This is a genomic window from Pseudomonas sp. ok266, from assembly GCF_900110195.1.
Taxonomy (GTDB): domain Bacteria; phylum Pseudomonadota; class Gammaproteobacteria; order Pseudomonadales; family Pseudomonadaceae; genus Aquipseudomonas; species Aquipseudomonas neuropathica.
On the sequence record NZ_FOCU01000002.1, the window covers coordinates 423,502 to 440,365 of the forward strand.

General features: G+C 60.6%; 8 protein-coding genes. 1 reads left to right on the forward strand and 7 read right to left on the reverse strand.

Annotation, left to right across the window (positions count from 1 at the left end):
* Window positions 1–249: 249 nt before the first annotated feature.
* Complete coding sequence (locus tag BMY54_RS05385) at window positions 250–7,308, forward strand: TcdA/TcdB catalytic glycosyltransferase domain-containing protein (protein ID WP_093430240.1); 7,059 nt, start codon at window positions 250–252, stop codon at window positions 7,306–7,308.
* Between the two features lie 90 nt (window positions 7,309–7,398).
* On the opposite strand, the gene BMY54_RS05390 is transcribed toward BMY54_RS05385, so the two are convergent.
* The 7 genes from BMY54_RS05390 to BMY54_RS05420 form a co-directional block, all read right to left on the reverse strand.
* Window positions 7,399–7,995, reverse strand: coding sequence for a MarC family protein (locus tag BMY54_RS05390; protein WP_025111770.1), 597 nt, complete (start codon window positions 7,993–7,995; stop codon window positions 7,399–7,401).
* 64 nt (window positions 7,996–8,059) lie between these two features.
* On the reverse strand, window positions 8,060–10,837 hold the full coding sequence (locus BMY54_RS05395) for a hybrid sensor histidine kinase/response regulator (RefSeq protein ID WP_093430241.1): 2,778 nt from the start codon (window positions 10,835–10,837) through the stop codon (window positions 8,060–8,062).
* 99 nt (window positions 10,838–10,936) lie between these two features.
* Window positions 10,937–12,232: a phosphoribosylamine--glycine ligase gene (gene purD, locus BMY54_RS05400; RefSeq protein ID WP_093430242.1), complete on the reverse strand. Its 1,296-nt coding sequence runs from the start codon at window positions 12,230–12,232 to the stop codon at window positions 10,937–10,939.
* A gap of 147 nt (window positions 12,233–12,379) precedes the next feature.
* A complete protein-coding gene (purH, locus tag BMY54_RS05405) occupies window positions 12,380–13,987 on the reverse strand; it encodes a bifunctional phosphoribosylaminoimidazolecarboxamide formyltransferase/IMP cyclohydrolase (protein ID WP_007914589.1) in 1,608 nt (535 codons plus the stop codon).
* Between the two features lie 83 nt (window positions 13,988–14,070).
* Window positions 14,071–14,391 carry a DNA-binding transcriptional regulator Fis gene (fis, locus tag BMY54_RS05410; RefSeq protein WP_003221275.1) on the reverse strand — a complete coding sequence of 107 codons (321 nt, stop codon included), beginning with the start codon at window positions 14,389–14,391 and terminating at the stop codon, window positions 14,071–14,073.
* Window positions 14,388–15,398, reverse strand: coding sequence for a tRNA dihydrouridine synthase DusB (dusB, locus tag BMY54_RS05415; RefSeq protein WP_093430243.1), 1,011 nt, complete (start codon window positions 15,396–15,398; stop codon window positions 14,388–14,390). Before dusB ends, fis begins: the two co-directional genes overlap by 4 nt.
* Window positions 15,399–15,583: 185 nt before the next feature.
* A complete protein-coding gene (locus tag BMY54_RS05420) occupies window positions 15,584–16,861 on the reverse strand; it encodes a DUF3426 domain-containing protein (RefSeq protein ID WP_093430244.1) in 1,278 nt (425 codons plus the stop codon).
* Window positions 16,862–16,864 lie beyond the last annotated feature (3 nt).

Below are 16,864 nucleotides of genomic sequence, written 5' to 3' on the forward strand. Positions count from 1 at the left end.
ATATCCGGTTAACGCTTCGGATTGAATCATCCCGCTCGAACACAAGGCCGCCAATCTTCTGGATTGGCGGCCTTGTGCGTTTGTGCGCCGGTAAGAAACGAGGCAATTCATTGCCACATGGTTCAAGCGCAAACCCCGAGTGTTATTGGCTGTTTCACTGGACATCGTTTGAGTTTGTTCGGGTTTGAGCGTGGTACTCCAGTTCAATAGTTTCGTGGCGAACGAAGCCGTTATGGAAGAAGTGCCACGATGAAAACCAACAAGCCGTACGAAATCCTTTCCGTCAAAGACTTCTCGCAACTGCAGCGGGCGCTGAGCGAGTTTGCCGGCAGCGCTGAATACAAGGTGTTGCTGTCGCACTATGAACTGGCCAGACAAGCCGCTGATGACCCGCAGCGACTGCTGTTGATCAAGCTGTTTCAGCAGGCGCTGGAGTCGTTCCTCCAACGCAGGACTCAGCCCGTTTCCGAAGCCATCAGCCAGATCAGATCGGATCTGGTCAAGTCTGTCGCCAGGCTGGAGGACACACACGCCATGCTCCATGGCGTGGCCAGGCCCGTGGCGAAAATCATGCACTTTGTCTGGGTGGGCGGCAGTGAAGTCGGGGCCAATCAGCGCGACTACATGAACATCTGGCGCCAGGTGCTGGAGCCGCAGGGTTACCGCTTCAACCTCTGGTACGACAGTGATGCGTTGCTGGCCTTTGAAATGAACCGGGTGATCCTCGACAGCGCCAGAGTGGATGCGCTGGAGTCGGGCGGTGACAAGGTCAGCAAGGCTTTTCAGTTGTCGCAGATGATCGAAGACCGTGCGCGGGTGTTGAAGCAGCAGATGTTCGCCCACCTTCAGCAAGCCCAGTGGCGGGGGCGAGCCGACGAAGCGCGTATCGACTTGATGGTGCGTGCCTACGGCAAGGATCGGGCGACGCTCGAAGCCTTTCGCCAGCGCTGCCTGCAGACGCATCAGGCGATGCTCGGAGCGGACCTGCAATTGCGCGATGTCGGCGACGAATTTGCCGGGCACTTTTTGCAGGATGTCTATCAGCGCGAGGTGGCCATGCGCGGCAATTTTGCCGCAGCGAGCGATGTCGTGCGCCTGCAGGCCGAATACCTCGAAGGTGGCCGTTACAGTGACATGGATTACTTGCCGCCACTGGCGGACACGCTGGCCGGCGTCGATATTCTCAGCGTCGGCGAAGAAGGCCGAATCGGCGTTTTGCAGTTGCTGTTCAACCACAATGAAGCGTTGATGCCGGGACGCGACCGCCAGCGGTATCTCGACCGCACTGACAAAATCCCGCCCGAACACCTCGAGGCATTGACGGCGTTTGCCCGTGAGCAACACCCGCTAAGCGAGATCTTTGTCGCACCGCAAGATCACGCGGTGCCGCAGGACTCGATGCGTTTGGGCACGGCCTATGGCTTGCCGGACTGGGCGGAAATGAATGCGCACATGCTGGCCCATCCCGGCAGTGCCATGACCCTGGCGTACATGCAGATGATCCGCCTCAATTATGACTGTCTGCTGGAAGTGGAGCGGCGTGCGGCGCTCGCCGGCATCGACGCGACGGATCAGGCACGGATGTTTGATGTGGTCGAGAATGTGGTCAACGAAGCTCAGGCGCAGGGCAAACTGCCTGAAGCGCAAGGCGAGGTGTTCCGCTCCAGATTGATCGACGCGATTTTTACCTATTACCGCGATGGCATTCGCCTTGAAGCCCGCGGCACCATCACCCTGACCGGCCCGGGGGCCGCCGCGGCCGCGCTGCTCAAATACATAGAGCAGCACCTGCAACCCGATCGACATGTGCAGATCCGTGAGCGCCTGAAGTTGCTCGAAGGCTACAACACCCACACCGAGGAGGAGATGATCTCCGGCTGGACCGTCGATGGTAAGGCCGAGCAATGGTTGCTTGAGGAGCGGGAAAAGTGGCAGAACGGCAAACTGAAATCGCGCTACGTCGGCCAACTGGCGGATCTGCTGAAAGCGCACACGCTAACCTTCAAGCAGGGCTGGCCGGTCATCGAAGGCCAACCGGTGATGTTGACCTCGGTATTGCAGCCACTGATGGACGATCTGGGCGAGCCCTTCCTGCGCGCGATGCAGGAGAAGTTGAGCGGCGACATGACGTTCAATTCAGCGATCTCCATCGGTTTCGACAGCCGTGAGCAGATTCGCGCGCAAACAGTCCGTGAGATTCCGCTTTCCCATGGCGCGGAGCCTACCCGCAATCTCAATGAGTTGTTCACCCTCGTTGCCCATGGCTCGCTGGCGGTTGAGCAACTCAGCCCGTTGCAACGCGTCATCCTCGGCGGGATGTTGGGGGCAAACAGTCTGGATGCCGCCGGGTTTGCCCCGGTCTGGCAGAGCGTTATGGACATCGCTCGGGAAACCGCTGAGGGCGGTTTGTTCGCCCGTTACCACGCGATCGAAAAGGCCCTGATTCAGCAGGCGTCGCCGACCTTCGAGGCGGGGCTTGCCGGCGCGAGCATCCACGGCACGCACACGGCGCGCGAACTCAAGGCGTTGGCGATGAGCGAACCGCTGACGCTGAAACAGTGGGGCGAGCGCATCGGACAGATCAATCGCACGGCACAGCGTGAATACCACAGGCACATTTTCAAGCGGGGTGGCCAGGTGCGGGAGGCGTTGTTCCAGTCCGGTGCCGTGTCTGTCAGACAGCTGCCGCAGGATTTGTTGAGGCGCAGCACGGGCGACCCGGGACGCCGTTGCTATCCGCTGGCGTTGTTGATGGGCGCCGCCGTGGCGGCTGGCGGGTTGGCCGAGCGTGCACTGATCGGACGTGTGGCCAATGCCAGCCTGAGGCCGGAAGACGTTGATTCGCGGGCGTTGCTCAGTGCGCTGGATGAGCTGGGCGAGGTCTCCGGGCGTGCGATCGGACAGGCTCGTGGCCGGCAAAACCTCGACAGCGTGATGCAGACACTGGAAGCGAAAACCGCCCCCGGCGTCCTGCTGCTCGATACAGGCAATCACGCTTTGCTGGTAGCCAAAGTGCAAGTGGATGAGCAAACGTTCTATCGCTTTTATGATCCCAATTTTGCGATTTATGGATTTGCCGCCAGCGCAGAAATGAAGCAGGGCGTGGCACGCTATTTAAGTGACGACGGCAACACTTTGGCGAAGTTGTACGGCCTGACTGACATCGGCACTGCGCAATTCGATGTAATCGAACTGGACACCGTAGCGCTCGCCGAGCGGACATTGTCGTCCGGGTTGCGCGTCGAGAGTTTTTTGCAAACCGCAGCGCTCGCCGATCCTCAGGCGGCTTCGATCTGGGCCAGCCAAGCTGTCGCACGCACGCGCTCACTCAGTGAAAACGCGCGGCTGGGGGCTAGCCTTGCGCAGTTGGACGCGCGTTACTGGGCGCAGGAATTTGATCAGGCGACCCGGCAATTACGCGCTGAACACACATTGGGTCGCGACTATCTGCCGCTGCTGGAAACGCTCAAGGCAAACCCGGACGCGGGTTATTCGCTGACGCTGGTGGATGTGCAAAACCCGGCCAGATCATTGACGGTCGGCACCGCCGATGCGCGGTTCGACAGGCTTAAGAAACACCTTCAACGTTTGGTTATCGCATTGACGGGCAAGCCGAGTGCCGCGGTCGAAGCCGACGGCGGCAGTCGTCTGAGTTTCGCCTTCGCGATCCAGGCGTTGGTCACTGAAATGCGCCATCGTGACTATCAGGTTGATGGCGAGCGGGCGCCGGTTCTGTCGATAGCCCTGCAAGTGCAGGTCTATTTCAACTATGCGCAGTTGGGTTTCGGCGTATTGAGCGACACGGCCCAGACGATCAATCTGGTGCGTCAGGTGGCGGCCAGCGAACGGGCATTGGCGCTTGGTCAGTCGTCGTTGTCCGGGCGTCTGCTGGGGCGTGCCACCACGGCAGGCGGATTGGTATTTTCGCTCGCCAACATCGGCTTCGATCTCCACAACCTGTCGGTGGCCGAGAACCACGAGCAACGCTCGCGGTTCTCCACCTCACTGGTATTCAACGTTGCCGCATTGGGGCTGGATGTTGTTGCTTTGGCGGCTGGCGGGGCGGTGGGCACGGCAGCGGCCGTTCTCTCGGTGCCGCTGCTGGGTGTCGGCATTGGGGTGACGGCGATTGCCAGCAACCTGGGACAGATCAGGGACAAGGCGACGGCGGTGGGCAATCATCTGCGGGCGATCGGTCATGCTTACCGGCGCGGTGCCTACACCTTGAAGGATGGCGTGCTGCAATTTCCCGTAGAGGCGGTCATCGTCAGTCTGAACCTGCAAACCAATGACGTGCGCTTCGACAGCCAGAAGTTTTACCCCTGGACGGGCGGGCCACTGGAGCTGCCGCAGTACAACGATGACCCGCAGGCTATTCACCTGTCCCTCGATATCCGCCAGGCACTGGGGCTGCCCGAGGTCGTTCATCTTTACCGCGACGAAACCGACAGGCTCGAGACGCTGGTGCTGCCGTGCACGCCGATCTGCCATTACGGTTACGAGTATCAGTTGAAGGGGCTGGGCGGGTACACCTACGACCCCCTTCCCGGCGAGGTCGGGGACGCTGGCGACATCCCTGCTGGAACCCGCTACCCGCAAGTGACGGATCGCATGGCGGACACGCTGGAGTATGACCAACACGGAAACCGGCGCTTTTATCTCACCAGCAACCCGTCGCTGCCGCACATTCTGTACAAGCTGCATCCGGTCTATCAACCGACAGACATCAGCGTGGTGCTGGACAGTCAGGTACGCCAGTTGGTGGTGCCGACGCTGGAAGCGCTGGTGCACAACAGGATTTCCTACGCAATCAGCGCACCCGAGGGGCAATACCGGATCAGGCTTGCACCCGGCATCGTCTCGGTCAGATTTAATGGCCCTGCCAAGTGGATCGTGCAGGCGACCTGGGCTTGCCTGGAACAGGTCAGATTTGCCGCCCCGAATCGGGAAAATGATGATGAAGTCCAACTGATGGTTGACGGCACGTTGCTGTCGGTTTTCGATGGCTTGATCGAACTGGCCGAGGGCCTGTTCCGGGTCGATGGGTGGGAGCGCTGCCTTCGCTTACAGTCGGTCACCCTTGATGAGCAAAGCCGCCTGCCGCAAATACTGGCGATGCTGCGCCAGCACGCCCGCGAAGGCCGATTGGTCGCAAATGCTGTGGCGCTGTACAAATTCCGCATGCCCGCCGCCATGGTGGTGACCACCGCCTGGTATGACGCGACCAGTGATCGTCTGTTGTACGCGCGCAATCTGCCGAGCGCGGTGAACGAGGGGCTGCTGTTGGGCGGCGCCAGTGCCCGCCATGCCTGGTTCTACCATCCGCAACGGGCGACGGTCTGGCGTGTCGACGCGATCACCGGCACGGTTGTGCATCGCTACCGCTTGATGAACCCCGCGAGCGGGTCGCACATCATGGGTTGTGTCCAGGACGCCGATGGCAGTTTGCGAGTGTTGCAACGCTTGCTGATCGACGCCCGGATAACTGAAACCGAAACCACGCTGGAGTATCGCCTCAGCGATGCGGCCGTGGTCCTGACGGGCATCAAGTCATCGTTTATCGAGGAACCCACCGCGCGTCCCGGGCAGGGCGACTTGCATCACTTCACGACCTTCGGCGCGTATAACGATGAAACCCCGGGCATGGCCAATGCCATCAGCACCTGGGTATATGCAGCGTTCGTTTACGCGCGCACCTACTACTTCGAAGGATTGCGCCGGCGTGCCTGGGTCAACAAACGCACCGGCCACTATTTTTCGGCGGGGTTGGGCAGTGAGGCGGACATGGTCATGTTGATGCCGGCCGATCCGCAGAGCGGTGCGCTGCTGTTCTACAGCAAGCAAGCGCAGACCATCAGTCAAGGGGTGGAGCCGAGGGTGGGGCAATTTATCAATCGGGTCATCGAGCGCGATATTGTCGACGTCACCCAAACGTACGGAAGCTACATTGCCACCAAGGCCGACGGCCGCCTCTTCGAGGTCGACACCAGCATCAAAGATGAGCAGTGGACGGACGGCATTCCCACGCCGAACATTCTGAAATTTGCCGGCCTCGGCCAGCGCTGGCTACAGCTCAACTCCGACTGGCTGGACGCCTTGCCGGCGCTGGCAAAAGTCTACAAAGCCGAACCTTTTCCGCTCATCGGATTGGGCAATGGGGCGGGTCATGCATTTCTGCCGGCGTGGTGCATCGAGGAGCAATTCGTCGTGTCGAACATCGGACCTGAAGTGCAGTTGACGCCGTTGGGACTGACGCCGGACAAACAGGCCGCATGGTTGCTGGAGGGTTCGACCGGGCGGCTTTATCGCCAGCCGACGATTGCCATCGAGGCATTGCGCGTCGCGTTTGCTGCTGGGCCGCAGCGCGTGAGCCCCGGGCAGTTGCCCATGGCAGAAAAGATCTGGCCGCAGTGGTCATTTGTTCACGTGCTGAGGCATGGACAAGGTCTGCTCGGGCAAACCCGCGACGGGGTCAATGTCGAACTGCACGATCAGCAGCCAGCGCGGATCATCAGCGTGGAAAATCGCTGGTCGCACGTGCAGGGGCAGACGGCCGAGCAGTGGCGTACGCGCTTGAAAGCACTGCTCGCGGGGCAGGTCCACGCGCAGGTCGTGCCGGTCGAACATACCGGCACGCGCTACACGTATTACCTGCCTGCAACGGATCGCTTGTTTGAGGTCACCGCCCGCCATGCGCGACAGTGGCCGACGTTTCTTGGCACGCGCCAAAACACCGCTGCGCTGCTATTCGACGCAGTTGACGGACTTGTCTTCAGCACAGGCCCGGTCGATCCTGATCCTGTCTGGATTCCGGGCTGCCACGCGCACCGCGAAGGCGAGGTGTTGTCCCTGTCCTTGAGCGATGACGTGACCGATGTCTGCGCATTGTTGCCCGATGGCATCGACACACTGATTCTGGCCTTCGGTTCCCGGGAAACCGGGTATCGCATCACCGACGAAACCTGGCAGCGTCTGGATTGCATCGTGGTCGATACGCGGCTGGCAGCGGACGACGATGGTCCGGGCACGAACCTGCTGTTCCTCGACATGGCTGACTGCGCGCGCCTTTTGATGTCGCGGGTTGAAGGGCATCTGGTGATTGCCGACCCGGACAGTGCAAGCACGCTGATTGTGCGGGATGTCGAGCCGCAGGGCGGCGAGGAAAACACGCCAATGGAAATAACAGTCCGGCTCGATGAGCGGGTCCACTGCACGTTTACTCTCGCTGATTGGTTGCAGCGTTTTGCGCAGGTACAGGGCGCTAATGCCGTGGTCAGTCTGAACGAGCTGATCGAGGCAGCGCTTTGAGTCAACGACCGATGTAGAAAGTAAAAGGGCCGTGAAGAGTAAATTCACGGCCCTTTGCAAGAAGTGTACGGACGTATTCGATGCGCTTGTTCAGGGCACCAAATAGCCTTTGACCCCTGTAAAAATGATCTGCGCCGCCAAGGCGCAAACAAACAATCCCATCAAACGACTGACGATCTGCAAGCCCTGATCGCCCAGAATCCGCTCGATACGATTCGACAGATACAGCACCACGCCGACGGTGAAACTGGCCAGGGCAATACTCATGATCGCGGTGAGTTTGTCGTCCCAGTGCGGCTGGCTGACGCCCATTACCAGCAAGGCACCGATGGTGCCCGGGCCGACCGTCAGCGGGATGGTCAGCGGCACGATGGTGACGTCCTGCTGCACATTGTCGGCCTGTACCGCCGGTTTGCCCTGCGCCATCCCCAGTGCCGAAATGAACAGCACACTGCCGGCGCCGATGCGAAACGCATCCACGGTGATGCCGAACACATCGAAAATCACCCGCCCGAACAAATACAGTAAAACGCTGGAGACCAGCGTGGCCACGGCGACTTTCCAGGCCAGCCGCCGTTGTTCCTTGCGCGAATAACCGCGGGTCAGGCTGATAAAGCACGACAGCACGAAGAACGGGCTGTAGAGCACCAGCATCTTCAGGTAAACGCTGAACAACACATGGAGCATGGTGCAAGCTCACTGGCGAGGGAATTCGTGGGGGAGTCTATCAGGCGCTACGGGGTCTGTCGGCTCAGGAGGTGGGCGTCGTGGCACGGTTCTGCTGATCACGCTCGGCTACCCAGTGCTCGATCAGCTCGCGCAATTGTGACAACTCGACCGGCTTGGACATGTGCCCATCCATCCCGGCCTGACGCGCGCGCTCCTTGTGTTCGGCGAGAATATGCGCCGTCAACGCCACGATCGGCGTGCGAATGCGTTGATTGCTGACTTCCCAGGCGCGCAATTGCTGGGTCGCCGAGAAGCCATCGAGGATCGGCATTTCGCAGTCCATCAGCACCAGATCGTAACGCTGGGCTTTCATCGCTTGCAGGGCTTCTTCGCCGTTGGCGGCGGTGTCCGGTTGCAGGTTGAGCTTGCCGAGCATGCCGCGAATCACTTTGGTCGAAATCGTGTTGTCTTCGGCGACGAGGATGCGGAAATCGCTCGGCACTTTCGCCGCCGTGGCCGGGGTGACCACTTGCGGCTGGAACACCACCTGACCTTTGTTGCGCTGGTTGAGCTCGTCGGCCAGGGTGGTCTTGAGGGTGTAGCCGGCCACCGGTTTGGCGAGGATGCGTTTGATCCCCGAGTTGCGCGCGATGATCTTGCTCGGTGCATTGCTGATGCCGGTGAGCATGATCAGCAGGATGTCGTGGTTCAGACTCGGGTCTTCCTTGATCTTGGCCGCGAGCTGCATGCCGGTCATGCCGGGCATGTTCTGATCGAGCAACACCACATCAAAGTAATCACGCAGGTGCGCCTTGGTCCGCAGGAGAGCCAACGCTTCCTTGCCTGAAGGTACGGCGCTGACATTCAGCCCCCACGCACTGCATTGCTGGACCAGCACTTTGCGGCAGGTGTCGTTGTCGTCGACCACCAGGACCCGCGCGCCCTGCAGCGGACTGTCGAGATCGGAGGTCGGGTGTTCGAGGCGGTCGGGGTCCAGCGGCAAAGTCAGCCATAACGTGCTGCCCTGATTGGCGCCGCTCTTGATGCCGAACTCGCCATGCATCAAGCGGATCAGTTGTCGCGCGATCACCAGCCCCAGGTTGCCACCCAGACGATTGGCCGAAAGGAAGTGCTTGCTGTGCAGTTCGGCGTGCATCAGTGCGTCGCGTTCTTCCTGCTCCATCGGTTCACCGCTGTCCTGCACGGCGATGCGCAGACGCGGTTTGTTGCTGCGCTCGTCGAGGGCGACGACGATCAGCACTTCACCTTCATCGGTTTTCTTCAGGGCGTTTTCCAGCAGGCTCAGCAGAGTCTGGCGCAGGCGGGTCGGGTCGCCGCTGATCACCCGCGGTACTTGCGGCTGGATAAAGCTGATCAGTTCGACATTCTGCTGTTCGGCCTTGGCTCGATAGATACTCAGACAGTCGTCGATCAAGGCATTGAGGTCGAACTGCACATCGTCCAGTTCGATCTGCCCGGACTCGAGCTTGGAGATGTCGAGAATCTCGTTGATCAACGTCAGCAATTCGTTGCCGGCGCTGTGAATGGTCTGCACGTAGTCGCGTTGCTTGACCGACAGTGGCGTGCCCAGCAGCAGTTCGGTCATGCCCAGCACGCCGTTCATCGGCGTGCGGATTTCGTGGCTGATCTTGGCAAGGAACTCGGCTTTGGCGTTGATCTCGGCATTGCTCGCGGCGAGGTCGCGGCTGACGCTGAAACGACTTTCGGTGATGCTGCGCTGACGCTCGCCGAGGGCGATGCTCATCAGCAGCCCGCTGATACAGATGAATGCCATCAGGGTCATGATCAGACCCTGCGGCGAGACCAGTGTCAGCCCCAGCAACGCGGGAAGAATGATCAAGGTGCCGATGTTGAACACCACCATTGCGGCAACGAACAGGCGCGCCGGGCGGTAACCCTTCTGCCAGTGATAGAAGGCGACAAACAACATGCTCAGGCCGGCCAGGGCCACCAGGGCATAGGTGATGATGTTCAGCGGCAGGGTGTTGACGAACAGCAGCAACAGGCTGCAGGTGACGATAAACAGGATGTCGCCAATCAACAGTTTGTTCAGCGGGTGCGGGCCTAGCGGCGCGAAGAAGCGATAGGCGAACATCAACCCTGCTGGAGCGGTCAGCAGCAATGCCAGATAGGCGCCGGGGGTCTGCACCGCGTGCCAGTTCGGCAGCCAGGGGCCGGCGAGGTTGAGCAGCAGCAACAGACTGAGGCCCAGCAGGCCCTCGCAGACCGCCAGCCACAGGCTGCTGCGCGAGCGGGAGTAGGCGTAGCGCACAAGGTTGTGCAACAGCAGCATGGCGAGACAGCCGAACAGCAAGCCGAAGATCAGCGTCTGATTGTGGTTGGCCGCGCTCATCACCGCCGATTGCAGGGTGACGTGCGGGCGCAACTGGTGATCGGAGACCAGGCGCAGATAAACATCGAGCGGTTTGTCGGTCTGGGGCAACGGCAGCATGAAGTCGCTGCTCGGCAACGGCCTTTCGACCTGTGGCTGGTCGGTGCCGGTGTTGCGTTGCTCGATCAGCTTGTCACCGTCGAGTACGTAGAGATTGAGCTGTGACAGGTCGGGGGCAAAGATGCGCAGCACTTGTTCGTGCTTGCCCGGCGCCAGTTTGAAGCGCAACCACAGGGCGCCATCGGGCTCGGCCGCAGTGAGGCGGTCGAGGTCGATGGGGCTGAATTGATTGGTGTAGCGAGCGGAGCGGATATCGCTCAGTTGCAGATTGCCCTGATCGTCAAGCAATACCGACCAGCCACTGCCTTGCGCGGCCTGGGCCGGGAGCATGCAGAGCAAGGTCAGCAACGTGACGGTGAAGCTTATGGCAATCCTGAGCCAGCGCACGGCGAAATCCCTTCGTAGGTTGATGCCAGAATATAACGATGCGCCGCGGCGGAACAGTCCGGCGAGGAACGGTATCCCTCGCCGGACTTGATGAACAGCTTATTCCTGGGTTTCGCCACGTTCACGGGCAATGGCGCGGTAGCCAATGTCCTTGCGGTAGAAGCAACCTTCCCAGTCGATGGCCTCGGCCAGCTTGTAGGCTTGCTGCTGGGCTTCACCGACGCTAGCGCCCATTGCGGTGGCGCAGAGTACGCGACCACCGGCAGTGACAACCTGACCATCCTTCAGCGCGGTACCGGCGTGGAAGACTTTGCCTTCCAGGTTGGCCGCTGCGTCCAGACCGTTGATCGCCGCACCCTTGGCGTAGTCGCCCGGGTAGCCGCCAGCGGCCAGCACGATGCCGACGCTCGGGCGTGGATCCCACTGTGCTTCAACCTTGTCCAGCGCTTGCGCCAGAGCGGCTTCAACCAACAGCACCAGGCTCGATTGCAGACGCAGCATCACCGGTTGGGTTTCCGGGTCGCCGAAGCGGCAGTTGAACTCGATAACCTTTGGATTTCCAGCCTTGTCGATCATCAGGCCGGCGTAGAGGAAACCGGTGTAGACATTGCCTTCTTCAGCCATGCCACGCACGGTCGGCCAGATCACCAGATCCATCACGCGCTGGTGCACGTCGGCAGTGACCACCGGGGCAGGGGAGTAGGCACCCATGCCGCCAGTGTTCGGGCCGCTGTCGCCGTCGCCAACACGTTTGTGGTCCTGGCTGGTGGCCATCGGCAGGACGTTTTTGCCATCGACCATGACGATGAACGAGGCTTCTTCGCCGTCGAGGAACTCTTCAATCACCACGCGCGAACCGGCATCACCGAAGGCATTGCCAGCAAGCATGTCGCGCACGGCGTCTTCGGCTTCGGCCAGGGTCATGGCGACGATCACGCCTTTACCGGCGGCCAGGCCATCGGCCTTGATCACGATCGGTGCGCCTTTTTCACGCAGATACGCCAGGGCCGGCTCGATCTCGGTGAAGTTCTGGTAGTCGGCGGTCGGGATCTTGTGGCGAGCCAGGAAGTCCTTGGTGAAGGCCTTCGAACCTTCCAGCTGCGCAGCGCCGGCGGTCGGACCGAAGCAGTCCAGGCCACGGGAGCGGAACAGATCAACAACGCCAGCGACCAGCGGCACTTCCGGGCCGACGATGGTCAGGGAAACGTTTTTCTCGGCAAAGTCGGCCAGTTGCTCAAGGGCCAATACGTCGATGGCGACGTTCTCGCACTTGGCTTCGATGGCGGTGCCAGCGTTGCCCGGTGCGACGAAAACTTTCTGCACGCGCGGATCCTGAGCCACTTTCCAGGCCAGGGCGTGTTCACGGCCACCGCTGCCAATGATCAAAACATTCATTTCAAAAACCTCAAAAATCTGTCAGGCGCTGCTGGAGCGCTTTATGTGGGAGCGAGCCTGCTCGCGAAAGCGGTGTGTCAGTCAAAACAGCTATGACAGACAGATTGCATTCGCGAGCAGGCTCGCTCCCACATTTGAACCGGTATATCAGTGACGGAAGTGGCGCATTCCTGTGAACACCATCGCGATGCCAGCCTCATCGGCAGCAGCAATCACTTCAGCATCACGCATCGAGCCACCCGGCTGGATCACCGCAGTGATGCCGACCTTGGCCGCGTTGTCGAGGCCGTCGCGGAACGGGAAGAACGCGTCCGATGCCATCACCGAACCGGCAACTTGCAGGCCGGCGTGCTCAGCCTTGATCGCGGCGATACGCGCCGAGTTTACGCGGCTCATCTGGCCCGCCCCGACACCGATGGTCTGACGGTTCTTGGCGTAGACGATGGCATTGGACTTGACGTACTTGGCCACTTTCCAGGCGAAGATCAGGTCGTGGATTTCCTGTTCGGTCGGCGCGCGTTTGGTCACGACTTTCAGGTCATCGGCGCTGATCATGCCGATGTCGCGGCTCTGTACCAGCAGACCGCCGTTGACGCGTTTGTAGTCCCACGCGGCTGCGCGGTCTGCCGACCACTCGCCGCAGGCCAGCAGGCGCACGTTGGCTTTGGCTGCAACGATGGCGCGAGCCTCTTCGCTGACGCTCGGGGCGATGATCACTTCAACGAACTGACGCTCGACGATCGCTTTGGCGGTCTCGGCATCCAGTTCACGGTTGAAGGCGATGATGCCGCCGAATGCCGATTCGGTGTCAGTCGCGTAAGCCAGTTCGTAAGCCTGACGGATGCCGCCTTCAGCGTCCGGGCTGACGGCCACGCCGCACGGGTTGGCGTGCTTGACGATCACGCAGGCGGGCTTGACGAAGCTCTTCACGCATTCCAGCGCGGCGTCGGTGTCGGCCACGTTGTTGTACGACAGTTCTTTGCCTTGCAGTTGGGTCGCGGTAGCGATGCCGACTTCGGCAGGCTTGGCTTCCACGTAGAACGCCGCGCTCTGGTGCGGGTTCTCGCCGTAGCGCATTTCCTGGGCCTTGATGAACTGGCTGTTGAAGGTGCGTGGGAATTCGCTGCGGCCTTCAGTGCTCAGGGTTTCAGCCGCTTGATTCACGGTGCCCATGTAGTTGGCGATCATGCCGTCGTAGGCAGCCGTGTGTTCGAAGGCCTTGAGCATCAGGTCAAAACGCTGCGCGTAGGTCAGGCCACCGGCTTTCAGGCCTTCCAGCACGCTGGCGTAGTCGCTGGCATTCACCACGATCGCTACGTCTTTATGGTTTTTCGCTGCCGAACGGACCATGGTCGGGCCGCCGATGTCGATGTTCTCGATGGCGGTCGGCAGGTCGCAGCCTGGCTTGTTGATGGTGGCTTCGAACGGATACAGGTTGACCGCCACCAGATCGATCGGCTTGATGCCGTGCTCGCTCATGATTGCGTCGTCGATACCGCGACGACCGAGGATGCCGCCGTGGATTTTCGGGTGCAGGGTTTTCACCCGACCGTCCATCATTTCGGCGAAACCGGTGTAATCCGCGACTTCCACTGCGGCAACACCGTTGTCGCGCAGCAGCTTGAACGTTCCGCCGGTGGAGAGGATCTCGACGCCCAGAGCTTCAAGCTCCTTGGCGAATTCGAGGATCCCGGTCTTGTCGGAAACGCTGATCAAGGCGCGGCGGATCGGCAGGCGGGTAGTCTGGTCGGTCATCTCAATTTCCATCAAAAGCAAAGGAAGTCAGCAAAAAAGGCGACCGTTTTTTACGCGGGCGCCTTTCTGGTTTGATTGAATGCTTACAGCAGATCGTACTGCTTGAGTTTCTTGCGCAGCGTGCCGCGGTTAAGTCCGAGCAGCTCACTGGCCTTGGTCTGGTTGCCCTTGACGTAGTTCATCACGCTTTCGAGCAGGGGAGCCTCGACTTCGGAGAGCACCAGGTTGTACACATCCGTGACGGACGCGCCCTCAAGGTGGGCGAAATAATTGTGCAGCGCCTTCTCGACACTCCCGCGAAGGGTCTGGCCTTCTTCGCTCGGGGTATTGAGGTGCTGTTTCAAATTCACGTTGTCGCTCACGGGTGCTGTTCCACTCACTAAAGTCTCGGTCATCATCGTCATGCGGCCACCCCTTCTTCGTCCCCTGTCAGGCTCTTGTAACGCTCGGCGAAAAACTCCCGAACGTTGGCGCATTGTGTTTCCGTACCATCCAAACGATTGAAGTGGGCGCGAAACTCCCTGGCGCCCGGCAAGGTTGCGAGATACCAGCCCACATGCTTGCGCGCAATGCGCACGCCCATCACATCCCCATAGAAAGCGTGAAGGGCGGCCAGATGCTCCAGCAGAATGTGTTCCACTTCGATCAGTTCCGGTGCCGGCAATTTCTCGCCGGTACGCAGGAAGTGTTCGATCTCGCGAAAAATCCATGGCCGCCCTTGGGCGGCGCGGCCTACCAACAGGCCATCGGCACCGGTCGCGTCGAGCACGTAACGGGCCTTTTCCGGCGAATCGATATCGCCATTGGCAAACACCGGCATCGACACCGCCTGCTTGATCGCGGCAATCGTGTCGTACTCGGCTTCACCGGTGTACAGATCGGCGCGAGTGCGGCCATGCACTGCCAGCGCGGTGATCCCGGCCTGCTCGGCGATCTTCGCCACGGTCAGGCCGTTCTTGTTGTCGCGATCCCATCCGGTGCGGATCTTCAAGGTGACCGGCACATCAACCGCAGCCACAACGGCCTGCAGGATCTCGGTCACCAGTGCTTCGTCCTTCAACAACGCGGAACCGGCGGCCTTGTTGCAGACCTTCTTTGCCGGGCAACCCATGTTGATATCAATAATCTGCGCGCCCAATTCGACGTTGGCCCGGGCCGCATCCGCCAGCATCTGCGCGTCGCCACCGGCAATCTGCACCGAGCGGGGCTCGGGATCGCCTTCGTGGATCATGCGCATGCGCGACTTGCGGGTGTTCCACAGGCTCATGTCACTGGTGACCATTTCCGAGACTACAAGCCCTGCGCCCAAACGCTTGCACAGCTGACGAAAGGGCTGGTCGGTGACGCCCGCCATCGGGGCGAGAATCAAGCCGTTCTGCAATGTGTATGGGCCGATGCGTACCGCCGACATAGGACTTCCCTGAGGTGGGGCCGGATCATGAGAGTTCGAAAAAGGGTTGGCATGATACCCGCTCTCGATGACTGGATAAAGGCTGAATTGAACAAAATCTGAACAGTTATTCCGTTATCGCCACAGGTTTGGTTGTGGGTGGCAAAGTCAGAAAACCGCCGTCAATTGCAAACCGCCGCAGGGATTCACTCGGGCGAGTGGAAACTCAGGCTGTAATTCACTGCTTTCGGGCCTGGGTCGAGGATATCCAGCGCAATGTGGATCGGCGTTTGCGGCGGCATTTCCGCCAGACCTTCGAGGTCCCCTCTGAGGTACTCGCCGGGTTTGAAGCGACGACTGGCGATCAAGTGGCCATTGAGGTCGGCGAAACGCAGTTCCAGTAATGGAAAGGGCTGAGAAAACGTCGCGCGATTATAAATGATCGCGTCGACCACCAATGCGCCGTTGAACTCCGGATGACTGCGCACCACCAGGTTGCTGCTCTTGATCCGGGCGATGTCGACCTTGGACGGCACCGTGCAGCCGATCTGCGGGCAGATTTGCTGGAACCACGGACGGTATTGATCCTGACGGGCCAGTTCGTCGAAATGATAGGCGATGTATTGGGCAGCCAGTCCGCCCGCCGCCAGCAGCACCAACAGCAACCAGAGCAAACGGCGTCCCCACGGCGAGCGGCGTTTCTGCCAGTCCAGTTGCAGCGGGTCGTCAGTCAGGTCTTGCAGAACTTCAGCACGTACACCGGGTTCGGCGCGCTCGCGCTTTTTGCGCAGCGGCTCGATCGATGGCAACTCGTCGCCGTCATCGATATCGTCGCTGGCAGAAAATCGTTCACGACGGGCGTTCGGATCGATCGGGTCGTGAAGGCGCAGTTGCGGGATCGCCGGCTCGTCGTCGAGATCTACCGGTTCCAAAGTCAGCGAAGGCTCAGTGCGCGCGGCTTTGGCCGGTTCGATCTCCGAGACTTCTGCCTCGTCGTCGGGCTCGATCGTGTGCTCATCGGCATGTTCGCTGAACAGGCTGTCGCGCCAGACGGTTTCGTCCGGCTCAGGCATGTCGCGCCGGGCGCTCAGGGAATCTTCGCGGGGACGACCGAATTCGGTGGTCGGCTGGATTTCCCGTTGCTCGAGGCGGGCAAGTTCCTGGTCCAGATCGAGGCTGTCGAGATCCAGCTCCGAGGCGCTCCACTGCTTTTGGCTGATGGCGCGCGGTGCCGGCGGCTCGACGATGGCTACGGGTTCGACGGCTGGCGTCGACTCGACAATCGGCGGTGGCTCGGCAAGCGAAGGCGCGACCGGCGTCACCGCGTCCTTGCCAGCGTGTTGTTCCAGCAGCTGTTTGGCGGCGTTGAACACTTGCAGGCAGGAGCCGCAGCGAACCACCCCGCGGGCCACGCTCAATTGAGCATGGCTGACACGGAAACTGGTTTGGCAATGCGGGCACTGGGTGACGAAACTGTCAGTCATGCG

Coding starts and splice junctions, on each gene's coding strand:
- BMY54_RS05385 (WP_093430240.1), top strand. CDS start 250: ATGAAAACCAACAAGCCGTACGAAATCCTTTCCGTCAAAGACTTCTCG.
- BMY54_RS05390 (WP_025111770.1), bottom strand. CDS start 7,995: ATGCTCCATGTGTTGTTCAGCGTTTACCTGAAGATGCTGGTGCTCTAC.
- purD (WP_093430242.1), bottom strand. CDS start 12,232: ATGAATGTTTTGATCATTGGCAGCGGTGGCCGTGAACACGCCCTGGCC.
- purH (WP_007914589.1), bottom strand. CDS start 13,987: ATGACCGACCAGACTACCCGCCTGCCGATCCGCCGCGCCTTGATCAGC.
- fis (WP_003221275.1), bottom strand. CDS start 14,391: ATGACGATGATGACCGAGACTTTAGTGAGTGGAACAGCACCCGTGAGC.
- dusB (WP_093430243.1), bottom strand. CDS start 15,398: ATGTCGGCGGTACGCATCGGCCCATACACATTGCAGAACGGCTTGATT.
- BMY54_RS05420 (WP_093430244.1), bottom strand. CDS start 16,861: ATGACTGACAGTTTCGTCACCCAGTGCCCGCATTGCCAAACCAGTTTC.